The 20,016-nt window shown below is 57.1% G+C and carries 20 protein-coding genes; 8 read left to right on the top strand and 12 right to left on the bottom strand.

Features of this window, described 5'->3' with window-relative positions:
• Positions 1-4: 4 nt before the first annotated feature.
• Positions 5-604, bottom strand: coding sequence for an NAD(P)H:quinone oxidoreductase (wrbA, locus tag HB779_RS22400; protein ID WP_188346170.1), 600 nt, complete (start codon positions 602-604; stop codon positions 5-7).
• Between the two features lie 124 nt (positions 605-728).
• Between wrbA and HB779_RS22395 the strand changes: the two genes are divergently transcribed.
• The 4 genes from HB779_RS22395 to HB779_RS22380 all read left to right on the top strand — a co-directional run bounded on the left by HB779_RS22395 (position 729) and on the right by HB779_RS22380 (position 2,577).
• A complete protein-coding gene (locus HB779_RS22395) occupies positions 729-1,625 on the top strand; it encodes a LysR family transcriptional regulator (protein WP_188346169.1) in 897 nt (298 codons plus the stop codon).
• Positions 1,626-1,694: 69 nt separating this feature from the next.
• Entirely contained in the window at positions 1,695-2,045 is a 351-nt protein-coding gene (locus tag HB779_RS22390) for a VOC family protein (RefSeq protein ID WP_188346168.1), read from the top strand.
• Between the two features lie 29 nt (positions 2,046-2,074).
• Positions 2,075-2,419, top strand: a complete 345-nt coding sequence (locus HB779_RS22385) for a cupin domain-containing protein (RefSeq protein ID WP_188346167.1) — start codon at positions 2,075-2,077, stop codon at positions 2,417-2,419.
• Positions 2,420-2,430: 11 nt separating this feature from the next.
• Positions 2,431-2,577, top strand: coding sequence for a hypothetical protein (locus HB779_RS22380; RefSeq protein ID WP_188346166.1), 147 nt, complete (start codon positions 2,431-2,433; stop codon positions 2,575-2,577).
• A 4-nt stretch (positions 2,578-2,581) separates the two neighbouring features.
• On the opposite strand, the gene HB779_RS22375 is transcribed toward HB779_RS22380, so the two are convergent.
• On the bottom strand, positions 2,582-3,679 hold the full coding sequence (locus HB779_RS22375) for an adenylate/guanylate cyclase domain-containing protein (protein WP_188346165.1): 1,098 nt from the start codon (positions 3,677-3,679) through the stop codon (positions 2,582-2,584).
• Positions 3,680-3,802: 123 nt separating this feature from the next.
• Between HB779_RS22375 and HB779_RS22370 the strand changes: the two genes are divergently transcribed.
• Entirely contained in the window at positions 3,803-4,237 is a 435-nt protein-coding gene (locus tag HB779_RS22370) for an SRPBCC domain-containing protein (protein WP_188346164.1), read from the top strand.
• 17 nt (positions 4,238-4,254) lie between these two features.
• On the opposite strand, the gene HB779_RS22365 is transcribed toward HB779_RS22370, so the two are convergent.
• On the bottom strand, positions 4,255-5,175 hold the full coding sequence (locus HB779_RS22365) for a LysR family transcriptional regulator (protein WP_188346163.1): 921 nt from the start codon (positions 5,173-5,175) through the stop codon (positions 4,255-4,257).
• 166 nt (positions 5,176-5,341) lie between these two features.
• Between HB779_RS22365 and HB779_RS22360 the strand changes: the two genes are divergently transcribed.
• From HB779_RS22360 to HB779_RS22350, 3 genes are all read left to right on the top strand, one after another.
• Positions 5,342-6,175, top strand: coding sequence for an aldo/keto reductase (locus HB779_RS22360; RefSeq protein WP_188346162.1), 834 nt, complete (start codon positions 5,342-5,344; stop codon positions 6,173-6,175).
• Positions 6,176-6,373: 198 nt separating this feature from the next.
• Positions 6,374-7,210 (top strand): oxidoreductase, encoded by an 837-nt coding sequence (locus HB779_RS22355; RefSeq protein WP_188346161.1) that lies wholly within the window; start codon positions 6,374-6,376, stop codon positions 7,208-7,210.
• Between the two features lie 152 nt (positions 7,211-7,362).
• Positions 7,363-7,506: a hypothetical protein gene (locus HB779_RS22350; RefSeq protein ID WP_188346160.1), complete on the top strand. Its 144-nt coding sequence runs from the start codon at positions 7,363-7,365 to the stop codon at positions 7,504-7,506.
• Positions 7,507-7,574: 68 nt separating this feature from the next.
• On the opposite strand, the gene HB779_RS22345 is transcribed toward HB779_RS22350, so the two are convergent.
• The 9 genes from HB779_RS22345 to HB779_RS22305 all read right to left on the bottom strand — a co-directional run bounded on the left by HB779_RS22345 (position 7,575) and on the right by HB779_RS22305 (position 19,889).
• Positions 7,575-8,792 (bottom strand): adenylate/guanylate cyclase domain-containing protein, encoded by a 1,218-nt coding sequence (locus HB779_RS22345; RefSeq protein WP_188346159.1) that lies wholly within the window; start codon positions 8,790-8,792, stop codon positions 7,575-7,577.
• A gap of 62 nt (positions 8,793-8,854) precedes the next feature.
• Entirely contained in the window at positions 8,855-10,039 is a 1,185-nt protein-coding gene (locus HB779_RS22340; RefSeq protein ID WP_244642784.1) for an SGNH/GDSL hydrolase family protein, read from the bottom strand.
• On the bottom strand, positions 10,036-11,151 hold the full coding sequence (locus HB779_RS22335) for a glycoside hydrolase (protein ID WP_188346158.1): 1,116 nt from the start codon (positions 11,149-11,151) through the stop codon (positions 10,036-10,038). Before HB779_RS22335 ends, HB779_RS22340 begins: the two co-directional genes overlap by 4 nt.
• A 43-nt stretch (positions 11,152-11,194) precedes the next feature.
• The gene (locus HB779_RS22330) at positions 11,195-12,370 is read right to left on the bottom strand and encodes a polysaccharide pyruvyl transferase family protein (protein ID WP_188346157.1); all 1,176 of its coding nucleotides are present in this window, start codon (positions 12,368-12,370) and stop codon (positions 11,195-11,197) included.
• 48 nt (positions 12,371-12,418) lie between these two features.
• A complete protein-coding gene (locus HB779_RS22325; RefSeq protein WP_188346156.1) occupies positions 12,419-13,594 on the bottom strand; it encodes a polysaccharide pyruvyl transferase family protein in 1,176 nt (391 codons plus the stop codon).
• A gap of 27 nt (positions 13,595-13,621) precedes the next feature.
• Positions 13,622-16,309, bottom strand: a complete 2,688-nt coding sequence (locus HB779_RS22320; RefSeq protein WP_188346155.1) for a glycosyltransferase — start codon at positions 16,307-16,309, stop codon at positions 13,622-13,624.
• A complete protein-coding gene (locus tag HB779_RS22315) occupies positions 16,299-17,804 on the bottom strand; it encodes a DUF6212 domain-containing protein (RefSeq protein ID WP_244642847.1) in 1,506 nt (501 codons plus the stop codon). The genes HB779_RS22320 and HB779_RS22315 overlap by 11 nt, the downstream gene beginning before the upstream one ends.
• Before the next feature lie 253 nt (positions 17,805-18,057).
• Positions 18,058-19,278 (bottom strand): glycosyltransferase family 4 protein, encoded by a 1,221-nt coding sequence (locus tag HB779_RS22310; protein ID WP_188346154.1) that lies wholly within the window; start codon positions 19,276-19,278, stop codon positions 18,058-18,060.
• A gap of 41 nt (positions 19,279-19,319) precedes the next feature.
• Positions 19,320-19,889 (bottom strand): MarR family transcriptional regulator, encoded by a 570-nt coding sequence (locus HB779_RS22305; protein WP_188346415.1) that lies wholly within the window; start codon positions 19,887-19,889, stop codon positions 19,320-19,322.
• Positions 19,890-20,016 lie beyond the last annotated feature (127 nt).

Genomic DNA, 20,016 nt, shown 5'->3' with positions numbered 1-20,016 from the left:
TTGCTCAGCCGAAAATCTTGGCGGCAGTTTTGGCAATATGTTCGCCCTGGAAACGGGCACCGGCCAATTCATTCTCGCTTGGCTGGCGTGCACCGTCGCCGCCGGTGATTGTGGTTGCACCGTAAGGGCTGCCGCCGGTGATTTCATCGATCTTCATCTGGCCCTGAAAGCTGTAGGGCAAGCCGACAACAATCAAACCGAAATGCAGAAGGTTGGTGATCAGCGTGAACAGGGTTGTTTCCTGGCCGCCATGCTGTGTTGCAGTTGACGTGAAAGCGCCGCCGACCTTGCCGTTGAGCGCTCCCGACTGCCAGAGGCCACCGGCCTGATCCAGAAAGCTTGCCATTTGCGAGGAAAGACGGCCGAACCGTGTGCCTGTGCCGATGATGATCGCGTCATAGTTCGCCAGGTCATTGATGGTTGCGACCGGAGCAGCCTGATCGAGCTTGAAGTAGGATGCGCGTGCAACCTCTTCCGGCACGGTCTCGGGAACGCGCTTGATATCAACAGTCGCACCCGTCGAGCGAGCGCCTTCGGCAACAGCCTGCGCCATTGTCTCGATGTGTCCATAGCTCGAATAATAAAGAACGAGAACTTTAGTCATGCGAAATTTTCCTTTGTCCCGTCCGGGGACGGAGAGGGTTGTTGTCAATCTGATGGGAGAATACGCTCTCGCTTCATGCATGAAAATCTGTAAAGTATTGAAGATAACGTTCAAGGATTTAGAAATGTCGGAACCCGGCACACCCAGTCTGGATCAGCTCAACGTATTTCTTGCCGTGGTTGAAGCCGGAAGCTTTGCAGCAGCCGGCAGGCGGCTCGGAAGGGCGACGTCGGCAATCAGCTATGCCATCGTCAATCTGGAACTGCAGCTTGGTATGCCACTGTTTGACCGGGAGCGCACGCGCAAGCCAACGCTGACACCAGCCGGTGAAGCCGCCCTGTCGGATGCCCGGCGGGTGGCGCTGAGCGTCGACAGCCTGCGGGCGAAGATGAAGGGGCTCAGCGACGGGCTGGAAGGTGAAATCGGACTGGCGGTCGACGTGATGTTGCCGACCGAGCGGCTGGTCGATGTTCTGCACGCGTTCGAAAGCAAATTCCCGACGGTGGCCCTGCGCCTGCATGTAGAGGCACTTGGCGCTATCGTTCATCTTGTTCACTCGGGGGTCGCCAATATCGGCATCAGCGGTCCGCTGCTCGTCAATGTTTCGGGCATTGAACGGATCAATGTCGGCGGGGTTGAACTTGTTCCGGTCGCTGCACCCAGCCACCCCCTTGCGATCAGCAAGGCGAACCTGCCCGGCGAAGCGCGTAACCACACACAGCTTGTACTGACAGACCGCTCATCCCTGACCGAAGGACAGGATTTCGGCGTCATCGGCATGAAATCCTGGCGGCTTGCTGATCTTGGCACCAAACACGCTTTGTTGCTGGCTGGTATAGGCTGGGGCAACATGCCGGAGCCGATGGTCAGCGCCGATCTTGCCGCAGGCCGGTTGAAGCGGCTTGTTATTCCGGAATGGACGCGAGGCGAGTATGGCCTGCATGCGGTTTTCCGAACTCATACGCCGCCCGGCCCGGCAGGCGCATGGCTGATCGAACGCTTTGTCAGCCAGATCAGTTGAATGTTCCAAGGTTGCGCCGATGCCGGGTGACCGCTAGAAATTCAACATGCATTCCGACGGGAGGAACCAATGGCTGTCCGGCGCATCGTAACCAATCTTGCTGCATCAGATCCGGAACGCGCCAAGGCGTTCTACGAGGAATTTCTCGATTTGAAGCTGGTCATGGATCATGGCTGGATTCTGACCTTTGCCTCCGGCGCAACTTCCAAGCCCGAAATCAGCGTGGCAAGCGAAGGCGGTGCAGGCACACCCGTTCCCGTTGTTTCCATTGAAGTGGATGATGTTGATGTCATTTACACCCGCGCCAAGTCAGCCGGGCTGGAGATCACCTATGATATTACCGATGAGCCATGGGGCGTCCGGCGCTTCTACGTCCGTGATCCCTTCGGCAATGTGATCAATATTCTGTCGCACCGCTGAAGGTATAGCCACGTTTGAAAGAGGGTAAAATGACGGAAGCGATTGTTAATCTGGCCGATTTGAATTTGCGTCAGCTCAAAACGGGCAAACGCTTCGAAGTTGGCCTTGGTGAGATCGGCAGGCTGTTGGGTCTGGATGGACTTGGAGCGATACTGCATGTTGTTCCTGCGGGAAAGACCGCATGGCCGTTTCACCGTCATCATGGCTGTGACGAGCTTTTTCTCGTGCTGGAAGGTCAAGGCGAAGTGCGCATGGGTGAGCGCCGCCTGCCCATCCGTGCTGGCGATTGTATCGGAGCGCCGGATGGTGGTGACGCGCATCAGATCATTAATACGTCGGATGCGGAGCTGCGTTATATCGTTTTTCCAATCTGACACGCGTGGATGTGGTTGAATATCCCGACAGCGGGAGGATCGCCGTCGAGGTTGTCAACGGAAACGACAAACAGCCGCCAAAAGTTTTCAGCATCGACGGACGGGTCACCCCGCTGGGCTACTGGAACGGTGAAGATGTCGATAAGACGGATGGCTGAACCATTATTGCGGCGGGACCCTGTCAATAGGCGGTACCGTAAAAACCGCGCACGGAGCGGCGATCCCGCGCAGGCTGTGCTCGCCGAGCGGAATCAATAGCGGCGTCGTGGTTGCCGCCGCGAAGGTGCCGGAAAGCAGAAGCGTGTGGCCGAGTGGGCGACACAGGCCCTCCAGACGGCTCACCAGATTCACGGCTGGACCGATGGCGGTAAAATCCAGCCTGTCGGCAGTACCAATGTTGCCCCACAGCATCTCGCCAAGATGCAGCGCCGTGCCGAATGACAATATCGGCGCTCCTTGCGCGGCACGCGTGCGATTAAGGTGATCCATCCCGGCACGTGCTGCCGCGACCGCACGCAGTGCCGCATCGCACGCGGCGGAGGCGTCACGTTCTCCAATGGGGAAGATCGCCAGAACCCCGTCGCCAATAAATTTTAACACCTCGCCGCCAAAGGCGTGGACGGCACCGGCGATACGGTCGAACCAGGCATCAAGCGCGGCAATCACCTCCTTTGCTTCCGCCGATTCCGAGAGATCGGTAAAGCCGCGAAGGTCGGCAAAAAGCAGAGCCGCCTCAATCGTCTCCCCGGCCTCACGCCGCAGGCGTCCGGCCAGCACCTGTGCCGCACTGCGGCGGCCAAGATAGGCGGTCAGTAGCGCGGCCAATGTCGAACGTGCAGCCAGCAATGCGAGCGGCGCGGCGGCAAAGCGTGCAACCTCGCGCAGCAAGGTTGTTTCAGATTCGTGCAATGGCCGGCTTGCAACCCAGCCAAGGATGGCGCCGTCAGACGTGGCACCGGCGAAATCTTCCTGCACGATACCGCTACCGATGCCGGCCAGCCAGTCACGAGCGATATGGCTCGGGCCTGAAGCGACCGGCCCGGTGAGGTTCAACGCCTCAATCACATCTCCCGTATCGGCGCGCCACAACCATGTGCGCCGTCCGATGATCGGGTGTGGCGCAGCTTGAGTGAGTGCAGCGCCAGCCAGCGGTATTCCATCGGCAACGAGCCGAGCGGCGAGCTCCGTCAGGAAGGCTTCGCCGTCCGCTACGTCGATCGCCTTGTCGACCAGGAAGGAAAGAGCTGACGGCAGTTGCATGGCTGTTATCATGCAGTGATTTCAAGCGCCTGTCATGAGATTTTGTTTCTTGCACGAAATCCGGATTGGCTTACATTGCGCCAGTGCTGGAATGATATCGCGTCCTGTTGGGGGAGATTGCAGATGACCGAGACGCTTCACAGTGAGATCGAGATAGCGGCCCCGCAGGCAACCGTCTTTGCCTTCCTCACGGATCCGGACAAGATTCTGCGCTGGATGGGAACGAAGGCAACAATCGAGCCGCATGCCGGTGGCATCTATCTCCTCAGCCTCAATGACAGGAACACTGTCCGTGGCCAGTTCACCGAAGTTATACCGGTCCACCGGCTGGCTTACAGTTTCGGCTGGGAAGAGCGGGAGAATGTGCCGCCAGGATCAACTCTCGTAGAGATCGATCTGGTGGAGAAGGATGGCGGCACGCTGGTGCGCTTCACTCACAGTGGCTTGCCCGACGCGCAGGAACGTGCTGAGCACGAAAAGGGCTGGAGCCATTATCTGCGCAGACTGTCCATCGCAGCTCCCGGTGGTGACCCGGGGCCGGATAAGATGGGTGCCTGAGCCAAGAAAATTGCAATTTAAACGGGTTTCCCCGCAATATCGGCCGGATTGTTCTCCACGAGAAAATCGATGAAGGCCCGGATGCGCGCGGCGAGATGTTCATGCCCGGCGAAGACCGCATGGATGAACTCAATATCTTCGGGGTTATAGTCTTCCAGCACCGGAACGAGTATGCCCGCGTCGATATCTTTCTGCACGTGGAACTGGCCGACGCGAGCCAGGCCCAGTCCGGCAATTGCCAGTTGCCGCACACTCGAGCCGTTATTGGCTTTGAAGTTGCCCTTCACCGCCAGCGCGTGAATACGTTCCTCGCCGGGATAGCGGAAAGCCCATTCATCCATGCTGCGGCGAAAATTGAAGGTCAGGCAATTGTGCTGTGCCAGATCATCCGGTGTCTGCGGTGTGCCGTGCCGGGCGAGATAGCCGGGCGAAGCCACCACTACCCGGCGGCTCTCGCCAAGCTTGCGGGCTTTCAGCCCTGAATCGCGCATCGGGCCGGTGCGGATGGCAACGTCGGCGCGCTCCTCGATAATGTCGATGACACCGTCAGCGAGATAAAGATCAAGCTCGATGTCGGGATAGCGTTCGAGAAACGCTGGGATCAGCGGCACGATATAGCGGGTGCCGAATCCCACAGCCGAATTGACCCGCAGCAGACCGCGCGGAACAGCGGCGCCACCGGATGTCATCAGCCGCTCGGTTTCCTCGATCTCGGCAATAATGCGGACAGCGCGCTGGTGGTAGGCCTCGCCTTCGGGGGTCAGTTGCAATGCGCGGGTCGAGCGCACCAGAAGGCGCGTGCCGAGCCGTTCCTCGATCCGGGTAATCAGCTTGCTCACGGCGGAAGGCGAGAGGTTGAGTCGCTCGCCGGCGGCGGTAAAACTGCCGCGCTCGACAGCCTCGACAAAAACTTCCATTTCGCCCGCCCGGTTATTCATGGAAGGTCCCCGTTTCATCGTGAATTCAATTCACAAATATTAGCGCATTTTACTGTGTTATAACAGGAATAGCTTTGCACCATATACCGTTAACGACGGTGCCAAAGTGAGCACCCGTCGAGATGCAGGCCGCCTCCCCGTGCGGCAGCTGAAATAGGAGAAGACAATGCATGATGTAAAAGCCAATGGGGCCTCTATTCCCACTTTGGGTTTCGGAACGTTCCGCATGCCGGGCAAGGATGTGCTGCGCATCGTGCCGCACGCGCTGAAGCTTGGCTTCCGCCACATCGATACGGCGCAGATTTATGGCAACGAAGCCGAAGTGGGCGAAGCGATCGCCGGTTCCGGGATTGCCCGTAATGATGTGTTCCTGACAACCAAGGTCTGGGTCGACAAGTACAGGCACGATGCATTCATTGCCTCCGTCGATGAAAGTCTGAAGAAGCTGAAGACGGATCATGTCGATCTGCTTCTGCTGCATTGGCCGAACAATGCCGTGCCGCTGGCCGAACAGGTCGGCGCGCTCAACGAGGTGCACAAAGCAGGCAAGGTCCGCCATATCGGCGTCAGCAATTTCAGCACAGCGCTGATGGCCGAAGCCATTGCCTTGAGCGATGCGCCGCTGGTGACCAATCAGGTCGAGTATCATCCTTATCTCAATCAGGCGCCGGTTCTGAATGCCGCCCGTCAAGCTGGCATGTCGATTACGGGTTATTATGCCATGGCCGATGGTGCCGTGTTCACGGATGCTACGCTCAAGGACATTGCTGCCCGTAACGGCAGGTCGGTTGCCCAGATCGTTTTGCGCTGGATGGTGCAGCAGGAGGGCGTGATTGCCTTGTCGAAAACTGTCGGCGAAGCCCGTGTTGCGGAAAATCTGGCAATCTTCGACTTCGCACTCAGCGCCGAAGACATGGCTGCCATCCACGCTTTGGCCGTCCCCAATGGCCGGATTGTCAGCCCGAATGGCCTTGCTCCGGTCTGGGATAAAGCCGCTTGAGCCCGGCCATTTAAACTCAATGCACCTCCCGCTGCGTCCAGCGGGAGGTGCATTGCTGTATCACAGCCAGTCGCCGTTACTTCCGGAGGATTGTGCAATCGTTGAGGAGTTACGGTCTACGTCCTTTCCCGCCCCTGTCCTATTTTGCGTTGCGGCCCGAAAGAGCGGCACGAATTCATCACGACAAGGGAATGCACGATGAGCAAGACATGGTTTATTACGGGTGCCGGACGTGGCATCGGCACCGAGATCGCCAAGGCGGCTTTAGCCGCTGGTGACAATGTGGTTGCAACTGGACGCAACCGCGAGCAGGTCAAGAAGGCATTTGAGGGTCTCGACAGCAATCTTCTGGTTGTGGAACTTGATGTCACCAATCAGGCTCAGGCAGAAGCGGCGGTCGATACGGCAGTCTCGCGGTTTGGTCGCATTGATGTTCTGGTCAACAATGCCGGATACGGCCTGCTCGGTCTTTTTGAAGAGAACGATGCCGGCGAAATTGAAGAGCAGTTTGCCACCAATGTTTTTGGCCTGTTCCATGTAACCCGCGCCGTGCTGCCGGTCATGCGCTTGCAGCGGTCGGGCCGGATTTTCAATCTTTCGTCCATAGGCGGCATGGTCGGCTTCGCCGGTGCATCGATCTACTGTTCGACAAAGTTCGCAGTTGAAGGTTTTTCGGAATCTCTGGCCATGGAAGTCTCCGGCTTCGGTATCCACGTTACCCTGGTTGAGCCCGGATTCTTCCGCACGAATTTTCTCGACGGCAGCTCTGTACGCTATGGTGCCAAGGCCATTGAGGATTACGCCGATGCGTCGCGTGAAATACGCACAACCTATGATGGCTACAGCTATCAGCAGGCGGGTGATCCGGCAAAACTCGGTGCGGCGTTGATTGAACTGGCCTCGGTTGATGAACCGCCACTGCGTTATGCTGCCGGTTCGGATGCGGTGCAGGGCATCGGGACAAAGCTGGATTCCGCTCACGCGGAACTCAACAAGTGGCGATCATTGTCGATTTCTACAGATGGTAATTTTTAAGCCGCTTTCCTGCCCAGAGATCAACACGATTCTCCCGGAGAAATAGGCAATCACACCGGCGGATTGATCTACCGCACTTCCTCTCCGCCGTGTGAAACTAAAAATGGGGTCGAACCCCATGAACCAATCAACAAACGGAAAGGGACATCATCATGAACATCCAACTCCCAACCCTTTCACCGTATCTGAAGCCAAGCCTGACAACGCTGAAACTTCTTTCACGCGTGTTCCATCCGATCCAGACGAAAAAGGATCGTGATATGGTTGAACTGGCAAAGCGATATATGAACGGATAAACAGCGTCCTTCGCACGCTGTTGCAAGACCGGAACCCCGTAGCGCCCAGCGTTGCGGGGTTCATTGTTTTAACGCCTTTCAGCAGGATCGAGCGTGAACAGTTCCTGTGCCCGTCCAACACCGCGCAGGGCAAAGCGGCCAACGCATACAAGTCTCGCCCGCAGCTCCTCCGGCAGATAGGCGGCAAAACGGTCCGAAATCAGGATATCCTGATCGACCGAGCGGCACATGGAGGCAATGCGGCTGACTTCATTGACGGCAGGCCCAACGACGGTAAAGTCCAGCCGCGTGTCGCTGCCGATATTGCCGAAGAATACTTCGCCAACATGCACGCCAAGATAAACATGGGTCACGGGCTGCTTTTCCGCAGCCCGCTTCTCATTGAGAATGACAAGCCGCTGGCGCAACATGGCTTCAGCTTGCAGCGCGGCAATGCAGGCCTTCTGCGAGCCGCCATCGGTAAAGATCGCCAATATGCCATCACCGATCAGTTTCAGCACATCGCCGCCTGCGGTCTGGATGGAGGAGATCACCGCATCGGCATAGTCATTCAACATCGGAATGATTGCATCAGGACCAGCGGCATCGGAAATCCGTGTGTAATCGCGCAGGTCCGAATACCACAGCACCGCTTCGATCCGGTCGGCTGCACCGCGATTGATGCGTCCGGCCAGAACCCGCTCTCCGGCGTCCTTTCCAAGATAAACTTCCGCCAAGGTGCGCACAATCCGCGCCAGTGAGGCACATTTGATAGCGATCGCCAGTCCGCGCGTCAGCCGCTTCAATGTTGCGATCTCGGCATCGTTGAAGCCGTCCGCATGGGATGTCGACCATTGGGAGTAAAAGCAGTCCATCTCACCGATGCTGCCCTGGGTCGAAAAGCGGTTAATGATCGCCAGATAGTCGGTGAGGCCTTCCGCTTTCAAATTCTCCAGGTGCATGAAACCCGGTTCATCCATCTCACCGATGCGGCGGCGCAGGGAATCCTCGCCGGACTGAAGCATGTGGAAGAATGTGGTTCTTTGCCAGTTTTCGGCACTGGCTCCCTGATAGCTGGAACCATATTCGATAACCGGTTTTTCCACTTCCTCGCGTTGACGCCAGAGAAAGGCCCTGCCCTCGTAAATCGGATGCAGTGTATCGACGAAGGCCGATGCCCGTTCCAGTTTGACGCCGAGGCTACAGCAGCGCACGCAAAAGCCGTTGAGCAGCTCGGTTTCGCTGGCGCCCGCCAGCCCCTGCGCATCCAGCCATTCTTCTATTGCAACGATCTCGGCTTCGATCATGATTCCCGCTCACTTCAAGAGACGAACGGGTAGCATGTTCGCGCCGTTTCACAAAGATGGACTCAGGCGCTGGGCGCGGCCGCTTCTATCTTCACGGCAGGCTTTGCAACAGCTGCGGTTCCATTCGCTTCACTTCCGGCTTTTTCGATGGTGCAGACCTTCAGGTTACCGGTAAAGAGAATGCCGCTGATCGGCAGGGCCGGTTCTGCAGGGAACGTGTCGTGCTTGATGCTGTCCTTCGGCACATGCAGTTTATGCTCGGCCGCCGATGTGCCGCCGCCAAGCGTCAGTGCCAAGGACGGCTGCTGCTGCAAAAGCGTGACGCCATAAAGGAACTCGAAGCTCAGCATCGATACTAGAAACTTGTAGGTTCCGTCGCGCACGCCGCCCTTGAGCAGCGCGGCCCGATGCATTTCCTGCCCCATGCGGATATCAAGCGGCGGAATGCGCGGTTCGCACACATAGGCCATGGCCAAAAGCTGGCCGTTGTCCACTTCGAAACGCAGCCGGTCTTTCTCCAGATCAAGCGCCGAAACGGAGAAGCGGCGATTGCTGTATTCCACCGGCCGCCGCCCCAGCCGCTTGCCCAGCTGAACCCCGTCGAGCGCCTTGGCATTGGCAAAATGCTCCGGATCAATCGGTGGTTGCAACGTGGCAGGTCGATGCGGGCGATGAAGCGCCGGTTCCAGCTCATCCGCAATCAGATTGGCGACAATGGTTGTAGCGACAGGCCGGGCATAATGGCCCTGATCGGAATAAAAGCTCGGGTGGCCGACAACATCCCGGCCCAACCGCTGCATCAGCATGCGCGAAACGTCGACACAGATCGTGCCGTACCATTGCGAGATATAATTGATACCGGCGTCGATGGACGGAACGGCACTGAGGAACGAACCGTTGCGGGCACCAAAGACAAGCGTCGCTATGCGCAAGTTCGGATTGCGCTCAAGCGCAAAACGGATGATCCCCTCGTAAAACCGCGCCCAGTGGCGGAATTGCCGCCGCTCGTCGCCATAGACGAAGGCATCGTTCAAGGCATATTCGATTAGCAGCAGGTCGCAATCAGCAAGCTGGTCATAAATCTTGAGCTGGTACAGGCCAAATGCGCTGGTTGTTCCACCGACAGCCAGATCAGCCACGACATCAAGATCAATGCCTCGCCGGCTCATAGTTGAGAGAAGCGACGGCAGATACCCGGGCAGCATGACAGTGTTCGAGCCGCCAATAATGACTGTTTTGAGTTTCATGGCGATACCACCGCTGCCTTGCCCGCCGGGGAGAGCCCGCCGCAGCGCCAAACCCCGTAGGTTGTTGCATCCCAATCGAAATAATAGGCGGCTGCCACGCGGCCTGTACCCATCAGTTCCTCGAAGCGGTTGCGCGCGGCCTGTACGAGGCGTTCGCGGTTGCCGTCATTGGCCGGACATGTGGTCGATGTATTGGCAAAGCCCCATTCGGTGATCCAGCACGGTTTGCCGTCAGGCTCGGTCCTGCAGATTGAGAGCGCCTGGCTCATATGCACTGCGCGGGCATTTGGCGTGCCGTTGCTGCCGGGATATATGTGAATGCCATAACCATCCACAGCCTTGTCCAGCCCATGTTTACGCAGGAGATTGGTAAAGCTGGTGGGATCGATGCTATCGATGCCGCGCCGGTCAGCATCGGCCGGAGGAATATCCGATAGCCCGGCGGAAATGACCTTGGCTCCGGCACTGAATTTGCTTTTGGCCAGCTCTTCACGCACGATCCGGGTGAGTGCGACATATTTCTCCGCACCCTTCTCGACCTCAGGCAAATTGTCGAGATCTGCCAGCGAACGGGCCGTCCGGGTCTTTGCCTTGGACTTTACCTCGAGGTCGCCATTATAAGCGCCCCAGTTAATTTCATTGCCAGCTTCAACCGCAACAAGCGGAATTTTCAATTCGTCGATTTTGCGCAGGGCGTCACTGACAACCGTACGGAACTGCTCCGGCGCAATGTCGGAGAGCCGGTACATATCCCATATGCGGCCAAGACCCGAGCGGGGTTTTGTTCCCTCGGGATAGAATGACGGATTGTTGAGTGATATTTCCAGCAGGATTGCCAGACCCTTGGCATGGGCCACGCGCACGGCGTCGATGCTTTGATCCAGCGGCTTGGTCAGGGACAGCCGCACGGCAACAATGCCGTTCTTGGCCATCAGGTCGAGAACTTTTTCCCGCTCGGCTGGTTTCAACCAGGCAAGATTGACGCGATTGACGCCAAAGCGTGGATCTCCCGCTGCACCGGCTGGCGCAACGAGAGAGGTACTTGCGAATGCCGCAGCAATAACAAGCGAAAGTCCGGCGCTTAATCCACGCAAATGCAAGGGCCATTTCATGGCTTTTTGCCTCCTGTAAACCGGGCGCCGGTCCTCAATGCCATCATCGGATGCCAATATCCTTGAGCGCTCCGTTGAAGTTTTCGGCACAGGCCGAATAGCGGTCGATGGCTGCGGGAACGTCGATTTTCGACAGGAAGTCCGCCAGAAACGCTTTCTTCTGCGGCTCGCGGTTCCATACCGATGCCTCGATATGTGGGAAGCCGACAAAGTCGAGCATTTCGCGCATACGGTCATCGACTGCGATCATCAGCGCCGGAATGCCCGACTGCATGCCGATGATCGAGCCATGGAAGCGGCGGCCGAAGCAGAAATCCTGCCCGGAAACCCAGCTGCGCCATTTGTGCGTGTCGAAGAATACGAGATAGTCGCGCTTGCGCTGCCATTTCTCGGCATGTTTGTATTCGGTCTGCGCGGTGATGCGGCTTGCGGCCGGATCGTAGGCTTCGCTGCCGTCCTCGCCCACCATGTTCATATTGTAGACGATCACTTCGTCCTGAATGACATAGCTTGCCGTGGTATCCTTGTGCAGCAATGCATGGGCGTCGACAATCGTGTCCGGCACGCTGCCGAGATAGCCGCCCAAGGCGATCTTCTGCGCTTCAGCCAGGCTTGGGTCAGCCAGACGGCTCAGCGAACGCTTCATCTGCGCCGGATCAAAATACAGCGACGGACAGCCGGTCGGGCGTACATATTTCATGCCCTCGGCCTTGAGGAATTCGGCCGTAAAGTGACCGCGCGTCAGGAAGAAGGATTCCTTCTTCTTCAGAACATTGAGGAAGCGATGCGTACCCTCGGGCAGTTCGGCCTTCAGATTTTCCTTCTTCTGGATACCGATGCCCATGACGACAATCGGCATATTGAGAAGTTCGAAGACATGGGACTCGGTGGCTGCCGCATAGCCCGGACGCAAGAGGTTGGCCGATGCGAACAGGCACAGGTCAAAACTCTCGTTCAGCTTTGCATAGGTTTCCGGCGAATGGATGCTGTTCGCCAGATGCCAGAACGGAATATAGGTCACATCGTGGCCGCGAACGCTGTTCGCTGCGCCTTCGCCGATGAGATAATTGCCCGTATTGGCAATCCTCTTGACCTGATCGATCACATCTTTCTTGGTCTTGATGTTCTCGAAATAGGGACGGTGCTTGACCGTTGCCCCGGAAACGCTGTCGACGGTCCGCATCAGATATGATGGGATGCCAGTGATCATTATTCGCATGTTCGTCCATCTTAGGGTTGGAGCTGCCAAGGCAGGGGTAATGGGAGGTTACCCGATGCCGATCTCGGTCAGGACCGAGCGGAAGCTGCGTTCGCGGTCAGAGTATTTTTCGATAACTTGCGGAATATTCATCTGTGCCAGATGGTCAGAGATGAAAGCCGAGCGGTCATTGGCCGAGTTGAGGTCTTCAGCCTCGACTTTCGGCAGACCGGAAAAGTTCAGCATCTCGCGCATGCGGTCATCGACGGCGACGATGAGGCTCGGAACGCCGGACTGAAGCGCGATGATATTGCCGTGAAAACGCCGGCCGAAGGAGAAGTCCATCGACGAGGTCCAGGCACGCCACTGGTTGGTGTCGAAGAAGGTGTGAACCTTGATGTTCTTCTTCAGCTCATCCTGTCCCTTGAAAGCCAGATCGCCGATCATCTCGCCCGAGGTGGAATCATAAACCCGGCCCTCTTCGTCGGGTTCGATCTGCATGTCGAAATGCAATGGCTCATCCTGAATGACATAGGCCGAGCGGCCGTCATCGGACGACAGAGCGTTCATGTCACCAATCGTATCGAGCGCTGCACCCATATAGCCGGTGAACACGGTGCGTCCCTCGCCTACCTTCACATCAGGCAGGCGGCGAATGGCGCGGCGCATATTGGCCGGCATGAAATACATGGAGGGACAGCCGACGGGACGCACGAACGAAAAGCCCTGATCCTTCAGATAGGCTGCGGTCTCGTCGCCGCGCGTCAGGAAATAATGTTCCTTTTCCTTCAGCACCTGCAGCAGCCGCTGCGTACCTTCCGGTAGAGATTCCTCTAGGTCGGGCCGGTTCTGAATGCCGATGCCGAGCATGACGACCGGCATGTCCAGCTTGGCTAGAACCTGTGCTTCCGCATCGGCCGACAGGCTCTTGCGCAACAGATTGGCGCAGGTGAACACGCAGATATCGAACTGCTTGTTGATGGAATCGAGGCCGGTGCCGTTGTTGACGGCATTGTAGAGATGCCAGAACGGAATGTGTGTCGCATCCGGTGACAGCGCGCGCAAGGCGCCCTCACCGATCAGATAATTGCCGGTATTGCTGATGTTCTTCAGCTCACGCATATAGGCTTCTTTGGTCTCCGGCTGCGGCTGCTTTTCCGAATAGAAAACGCGGCTGTCTTCAGCTCGTTGGATGAGACGTGTGTAATGACCGGGAATGCCTGTCAGGAGAATTCTGGGGCTCATGGGAACACAAAACCTTTCTAGTGATCGTCACGCAACAGCCCGGCCCGGAAGCTCGGCGGCGGCATTGAATTCGTCGGTGATTTCGGGCGATGCCGCTTTCCGTTCCTTGGGAATGGCGGTTTCGATGGTGTTGCACCAGGCGATGAAGCTGGCGAAAGAGGATGTCCAGGAACGCTCGGCAGCGGTGGCAAGCGCGCCTTCCGCCGTGCGGGCAAGTGCGCCGCGGTCCTGTGCCAGAATGGTCAGCAGACGAACGATATCGTTAACGATCTGCGCGTCATTGCCATTCTTGATCAAAATACCGTCCTGACCATGGGTGATCAGCTCGTCGCACGCACCAACAGCAGTCGCAACGGCCACACAGCCAAGCTGTTGCGCTTCAGCGATCATCAGCGGCGCACCTTCCCAGCGGGATGGCATCAATAGGACATCGGCCCAGGCAAGATGCGCGGCAATATCCTTGCCGCTGAAAACCGGCGGTGAAACCTTCACGCCCGCATCCTTCAGCCGCGCCATCCACGAGGAACTCGGATCATCGGAGAGAATCTCGCCGCCGATGGCCTGTGCCTCGAATGCAATGCCGCGTTCGCGCAGTTTGATGATGGCGTCATGCAGGCGGTCAATACCCTTCTGCCGGTCGAGCCGTCCCATATAGAGAATGCGGATCGGTTCTTCCGGGCGCATGGTTTCGCGCGCGGCCGTCACTTGAGTCCGCAGCTTTGCGTCGATGGAAAAACTGGCGGCATTTGGAACCGCAAATATCTTTTCAAACGGCACACCAAAAGAATGCAGATAGGTTTTCAACTGTTCCGAGCAGGTGAGGAACGCATCATAGGTATGCTCGAACGCAATAGCCGCATAGGGCTGCCCGGCGCGGCGGCGGAAAACCGTCTCGTCTACCACGTGCAGATAACAGGCGGTGCGCGTTCCCTCGGAGCGGAGTTTGCCCATCAACGGATGCGCTGCCATGACATGGTTATTGACGATGAGATCGAACCCCGAGAGCTGGCCGCGCAGAGCTTCCCAGTCAAGCGGATGGTCCTCGGTAATGAAATCCTGTCCGAGGAAACGGTTGGTGTCGCCCCAGGCCGGAATGCCATCTTTCCAGAAATGCACATAGTCGAACGCCAGATCGAACTCGTCGAGCACATCCATACGGCTGGAGCCCATCACGAAAAGATGGGTCTCGAAGCCCTGCTGTTTCAGCTCTCGCCCGGCCGCATAGGCAACCTTCTCCGCACCGCCAAACGAAGCATTGGGAACCAGAACCGCAGCAGTCCTTCGCTTGGCCGCGTTGTGCGCGAGCGGCAGGACGGGGGATCCGGATAATTCCTTGCGCAGCACCTGATACATCTCGGACAGCGCTGGCAACCGGCGCGGCCGCCAGGTCCAGCGGGACGAGGCTGTCTGCTTGAGCGGGCTGGTCGCAATCGCCGTAACGAGATTGAGCAACGCCTGCTCGGGCCGTGCCAGCGAGCGGCGCTGGCGGGCTTTCGGGAATGGGAAGCGCACTTTCATGCGTGATGATGTCGGCCAAAGCTGCTGGCTGCCGATGGACGAGAACCAGTCGAGTGCGTCATTGTCGATGACATTCTGGATCAGCTTGGTTGAAACGAAAATCAGATCGGCTGGTCCCTGATGGGTGCCCGACGACATGATTTCCGAATCGATGCGCCGTTCCGAATCCACATTGCCGAGTTCGACAAAGACGATGTTGGTCTTTTCAGCCAGCCGTTCGAGATGGCACAGAATATTCGGCAGAAGCCGGGAACGCGTCAGCAGCTTCAGGGTTTCCGAGCTGCAGGCCGCAACAAAGGGCGGAAAGTGGAAATTATCCGGCTCACCAACACTGCCCCAAAAGGCGCGGATGGCGTCGTCGAAGCCGATTTCGCCGGGCTTCAGCGTCGGGTCCGTGAACATGCCAAGCTTGCCCTCACCGGTGCGGATCAACGCATAGCGCGGGCATTCCTTGTGTTCAAAACCCACCAGTGTCGGGCGACGAAACAGCGCCTTGTGGCGCTTGCGCAGGAAATTGATGGACGCGGAACGGTCCCGATTGGCTTCCTTGAAGCGGCTTTCGGCACGCAACCGGTATTCAAACCCGGTGTCGTGACAGGGTTGCCCGACAAAGCCAGCTTCGACGGCCGAGAGCCAGAATTCCCAGTCCTCAAACCCGTTCTGGCGGTCTTCGTCAAAGCGGACGCCGCTCTTGAAAACGTCGATGGAAATCATCGAGCCGGTGTCGCAGATATTGTCGGTGATGCAGTGGATCAGGCGCGAATAGCTGTCGCCGTAATGCGCCCGCCATGCCACTGAGAATGTATCGATATTGGTGTAAATCCAGCCAGCGCCACTCGCCATGAGGCGGCGGTACAGGGTATCCACCGTATAGGGCAGAACGCGATTGTCGGCATCGAGGAAGTAGACCGCCTTGGCTTCAGGCAGTTCATCGAGGATGTAATCGATAGCGCGATTGCGCGCACCGCCCGGCCCGGCATTCTCACCGAAGATGACGTGAATGTTGGAATGGGAAGCTGCATAGAGCGCCAGTTCGTCAAACACTTCGCGGCGCGGGTCGCCATCAACCGATATGACGATTTCCGTGCGAAATTTTGTCAACGACGCCAGCGCGGATTCCAGCGCTTCAAGAACGAGTGCCGCGTGGCCATAAAGCGGCATTGCAATGGCAATCATATCCTGAGGCTTATCGGGCATTGACCATCTCCTGCACTGGACGGGCTTCGAGATGTTTGACGAGGCGGAAGTTGAATACTTTCAGCCAGGAGAAATCGACGGAGTCCGTGGTGGCCTTGCTCAAGACAACAAGGTCCATTGCGCGGGTGGTCGCCGCATCCAGCATGAAGTTGATATCGGTTGGCTGGGCTGCGGTTATTTCGGTCCAGCCGCTGAACAGCGATGCCGGGCGCTTGTCGCCGGGACGGCCAAGATTGGCAATCTCGCCCTTGATATCTGCTGCCAGATTGGTGAGCAGGAAGCCAACGGCGCCGGGCTGACCTTCCGGATGATCGATAAGGGCGCGAGCCGATATGCGGACAGTTCCGGGGGCGACAACGCGGCGGATAACACCGGCTGTGATGCCTTCTTTCAGCGGATGGCAGACAATCGCATCCTCGTGTTCGAGGAAACGCACGGTTGGGAAATCCGGCTGGATCTGGCTGACCGAAACATTGGTAACACCGCGCAAGAGTTCGACCGGCAGGCGGTAATCCTCCACCCGGCGTCCGGCGATAAGCGAGGTTGGCGTAAACACGTTCGGCAGCGAGGTGGGCCGCACACCGGGCAGGCCGGTAAAGACGCGGAAGGCCAGCGGACGCATGTCCAGATCCGCGTGGGGAATGCGGGCCCGTGCAGCATAACGTTCATTGGTGATGACATTGCCAAGCGACAGTTCCGGCGGTATGCCGCCGGTTGCCGAGACCCGTAGCCGCAACGTGCGGTGTCCGCCGTCACAAGCCTTTGGCAGCGAGAAGAAATTCCAGTCCGCAACCACACTGGCATAGGGGATCAGCCATTCGGCGACACCTTCGCCATTCTCGAGATAATCGAGCGTGACAATCAACTGGCCGGAGCGTCCTGAAGGCTGGCTGCGGAAATGCAATGCAAAGCCCGATACCGCATAGCTCGACACCGGGAACAATTGCTCGATCTCCGATTCACGCAGGAGATTGGCAAAGCCCTCATCCTTTGGATCGACGTTCGGTGTGTGGCCGAAAACCTCCGTCACAGAATCCCAGTTGCGGGCATGAAACGCGTTTTCGATGGCGCGGTAATTTTCGAACAGAGTTTCGCGTTCACGCCGCAGCATGGCAAGTTCGGCATGAACTTTGGTCACGTGGCTGGTCAGGCGCTCCAGTCCGTTTTCAAGAACCTGCGCCACCAGAACAGCTTCCGAAGCGATGGCCGCTGCGTCAAGCCGGATGATGGGAACATTCGGTAATGTCTTGAACCTGAAGAGCTGCTTTAAAGCTGTTTGCAGCGCCGCAGCACCCTCATCCGATGTGGCGATGGCGATCAATGGAAATGTGTTGAGCAGCCGCGTCTGGTCGGAATCAGGCTCCAGATAAACAATCAGATCGTGCAACGGAGAGGCTTCGAGAATGGACCGGTCATGGGTGGAAGCGATCGCATAACGGCTTTTGCGCGGCTGTCGATCAACGGTAGCTGGCAGTGGTGTGTTCAAGATGGACATCCAGTGTGGGGTGATCAATTGCGCAAGCGGTGCCTGCATCTGTCTTCATGAGAAAATATCACCACAGTAATGTCAACAGAATATCTGTTTGATCTATAGTAAATAATAATACAGATATGGATGTTATTTATTTCAAAATTCGAACTATTTTGTTTGTGCTTTTGTGTGCAGCGCAAAAACCGGCATAAATACTGGATTCTGCCAGAAGTGCAATCGAAATAAACGCCTGAAATGAAGAAGAAAAAGTGGCGGTTCAGGCCGTTCGCAAAACCGTATCGATCAGCGATTTTTGCCGCGCAATGCAATCAGCGAGTCGAAAACGATGCTCGATTGTCCGGCGTGCGGCGACCCTTAAAGGCATAAAATCTGCGGGCTTGTCGAGCACGCGCAGGATCGTTTCGGCAAGGGCATCCGTATCGTAGAAAGGCACGAGCAGTCCGTTCTGGCCGGACCGGATAACCTCCTGCACAGGCTGTGTGTCAGAGCCGATGACAAGTGCGCCGCAGGCCATGGCTTCGATCACCGACCAGGACAGGACAAACGGATAGGTCAGGTAAATATGCGCGGTCGATATCTGGTAAAGCTGCCGCAGCAGATCATGGGAAATTGCGCCGGGGAACAGCACCCTGTCAGCCGGCAAATCATATTGGGCAAGGAGTGTATCTTTCCAGGAGCCGCCTCCCGCCGGCGGTGTGCCATAGCTGACACCGTCCCCACCGACAAAGATAAACAGCGCGTCGGGGTTTTGCCGGACAACTTTTGCTGCCGCCTCAAGCGCCTGAGGGAAGCCGCGATAGGGTTCCAGATCGCGGGCAACGAATGTGATGACGGGTGTTTCACCCGCCTTGAGAATGCGCCCGTCCGGCAGTCGCAGTGATGCGCGCTGGTCGGGGCGGAAAAGTTGTGTATCCACGCCTTCATGACAGACCGCGATACGCTTTTGTGCCGCAGCGGGGTAAAGGCTCTTCTGCCAGAAGGTCGGGCTGAAACCACCATCAATGGCTTCAAGGGAAATCAGCTGCGCAATGTTGCGCAGCCTTAATCGTTTGCGCGTTTCCGCATCCGGCTTGTCATCCGGTGCAAATCCGACATCGGCGCCTTCGGCCCGATAGAAAAATTCGCAATATCCCAGAGCGGGAGTTTTGGGCAAGACATCCTTGACGAACATCATGCTGCCCCAGCCAATGTGACCAATGACAATATCAGGGCGTTCACCCTGACGTGCCATGGAGTCAAATGTCTCGGCCACACGATGCCCGATCCGGACATGATGGTCGGGAATGCCAAGATACCTGGCCATCTGACTATCCGTCCGAGGGCCAGGTTCTGCTCTGTGTCTGATCACGCGGACCGATGGGAGGCGGCGGTCCACTGTTTCACAAATAAGACTGACATCATGCCCGTTTGTCGCAAGATGTTCGGCCAGGGCCGCGAACTGGCCAAAACCACGCCTGTGAACGAAAGCTACATGCATGTCAGTCTTGTCCAGACATCAAGGCACGAGGGGAAAGAGAATCAAATGCCGTAACGTGCGGCATTGCCCCAAACCAGTTCGAGCCTGTGTAATGTCTGAAAAGCGATTTCCAGATTGCGGAGGTCATCATCATCCCGGGCGAGTACACGGTTATAAGCTCCGCCAGCGTTGCGCAGATTGGCACAAAGCTGTTCGCCTTTTTCTGTCAAACGAATCCTTGCGGACCGCTTGTCGCGCTGGGATGCAACCCTGTCAATGTATCCCCCATCGACGAGCTGCTTCAGATAGTAGGAAATGTTCGAACCGATGTAGTGACCGCGGTCCAAAAGCTCCCCTACAGAAAGTTCGACGTCGCCAATTGCCAGCAAAACCATTGCCTGGGCAGGGCCAACGTCTTCAACCCCCAACTTCGTCAATTCTGTCCTCAGAAGGCTCGCGAACCGACGATTTACTCTCTCAATCATTCTCGCCAGCTCAAAATGTGTCACCACAACTCTATGAACTGGATGTCTATGTCCCTGTTTTTCAGCGGAAATTTCAGGAAAATCGGCGGCGTCGTAACCGTCAATAGATGTTTCGACTTCCACTCCTTCGTGCAGAAGTTTTTGTATCATCTTTGTCTCCATCATCAATTTTACTTCAAAATTTGAAGTAAGTTACAAGTATATTTCCAGTCTCCTTTGCCTATTTCCCCACCATAAGAACTTTTTTCTGTCACATTCTGCACAGTATTACTTT

The organism is Phyllobacterium sp. 628, from assembly GCF_014189505.1.
Lineage (GTDB): Bacteria > Pseudomonadota > Alphaproteobacteria > Rhizobiales > Rhizobiaceae > Phyllobacterium.
Note: the sequence above shows the minus strand (reverse complement) of the source record. Positions and strands in the feature narration are given on the sequence as shown.

Excerpts from the sequence above, each read along its gene's own strand:
- wrbA (WP_188346170.1), bottom strand. The coding sequence starts at position 604 with ATGACTAAAGTTCTCGTTCTTTATTATTCGAGCTATGGACACATCGAG.
- HB779_RS22395 (WP_188346169.1), top strand. The coding sequence starts at position 729 with ATGTCGGAACCCGGCACACCCAGTCTGGATCAGCTCAACGTATTTCTT.
- HB779_RS22390 (WP_188346168.1), top strand. The coding sequence starts at position 1,695 with ATGGCTGTCCGGCGCATCGTAACCAATCTTGCTGCATCAGATCCGGAA.
- HB779_RS22385 (WP_188346167.1), top strand. The coding sequence starts at position 2,075 with ATGACGGAAGCGATTGTTAATCTGGCCGATTTGAATTTGCGTCAGCTC.
- HB779_RS22375 (WP_188346165.1), bottom strand. The coding sequence starts at position 3,679 with ATGCAACTGCCGTCAGCTCTTTCCTTCCTGGTCGACAAGGCGATCGAC.
- HB779_RS22370 (WP_188346164.1), top strand. The coding sequence starts at position 3,803 with ATGACCGAGACGCTTCACAGTGAGATCGAGATAGCGGCCCCGCAGGCA.
- HB779_RS22365 (WP_188346163.1), bottom strand. The coding sequence starts at position 5,175 with ATGAATAACCGGGCGGGCGAAATGGAAGTTTTTGTCGAGGCTGTCGAG.
- HB779_RS22360 (WP_188346162.1), top strand. The coding sequence starts at position 5,342 with ATGCATGATGTAAAAGCCAATGGGGCCTCTATTCCCACTTTGGGTTTC.
- HB779_RS22355 (WP_188346161.1), top strand. The coding sequence starts at position 6,374 with ATGAGCAAGACATGGTTTATTACGGGTGCCGGACGTGGCATCGGCACC.
- HB779_RS22350 (WP_188346160.1), top strand. The coding sequence starts at position 7,363 with ATGAACATCCAACTCCCAACCCTTTCACCGTATCTGAAGCCAAGCCTG.
- HB779_RS22345 (WP_188346159.1), bottom strand. The coding sequence starts at position 8,792 with ATGATCGAAGCCGAGATCGTTGCAATAGAAGAATGGCTGGATGCGCAG.
- HB779_RS22340 (WP_244642784.1), bottom strand. The coding sequence starts at position 10,039 with ATGAAACTCAAAACAGTCATTATTGGCGGCTCGAACACTGTCATGCTG.
- HB779_RS22335 (WP_188346158.1), bottom strand. The coding sequence starts at position 11,151 with ATGAAATGGCCCTTGCATTTGCGTGGATTAAGCGCCGGACTTTCGCTT.
- HB779_RS22330 (WP_188346157.1), bottom strand. The coding sequence starts at position 12,370 with ATGCGAATAATGATCACTGGCATCCCATCATATCTGATGCGGACCGTC.
- HB779_RS22325 (WP_188346156.1), bottom strand. The coding sequence starts at position 13,594 with ATGAGCCCCAGAATTCTCCTGACAGGCATTCCCGGTCATTACACACGT.
- HB779_RS22320 (WP_188346155.1), bottom strand. The coding sequence starts at position 16,309 with ATGCCCGATAAGCCTCAGGATATGATTGCCATTGCAATGCCGCTTTAT.
- HB779_RS22315 (WP_244642847.1), bottom strand. The coding sequence starts at position 17,804 with ATGTCCATCTTGAACACACCACTGCCAGCTACCGTTGATCGACAGCCG.
- HB779_RS22310 (WP_188346154.1), bottom strand. The coding sequence starts at position 19,278 with ATGCATGTAGCTTTCGTTCACAGGCGTGGTTTTGGCCAGTTCGCGGCC.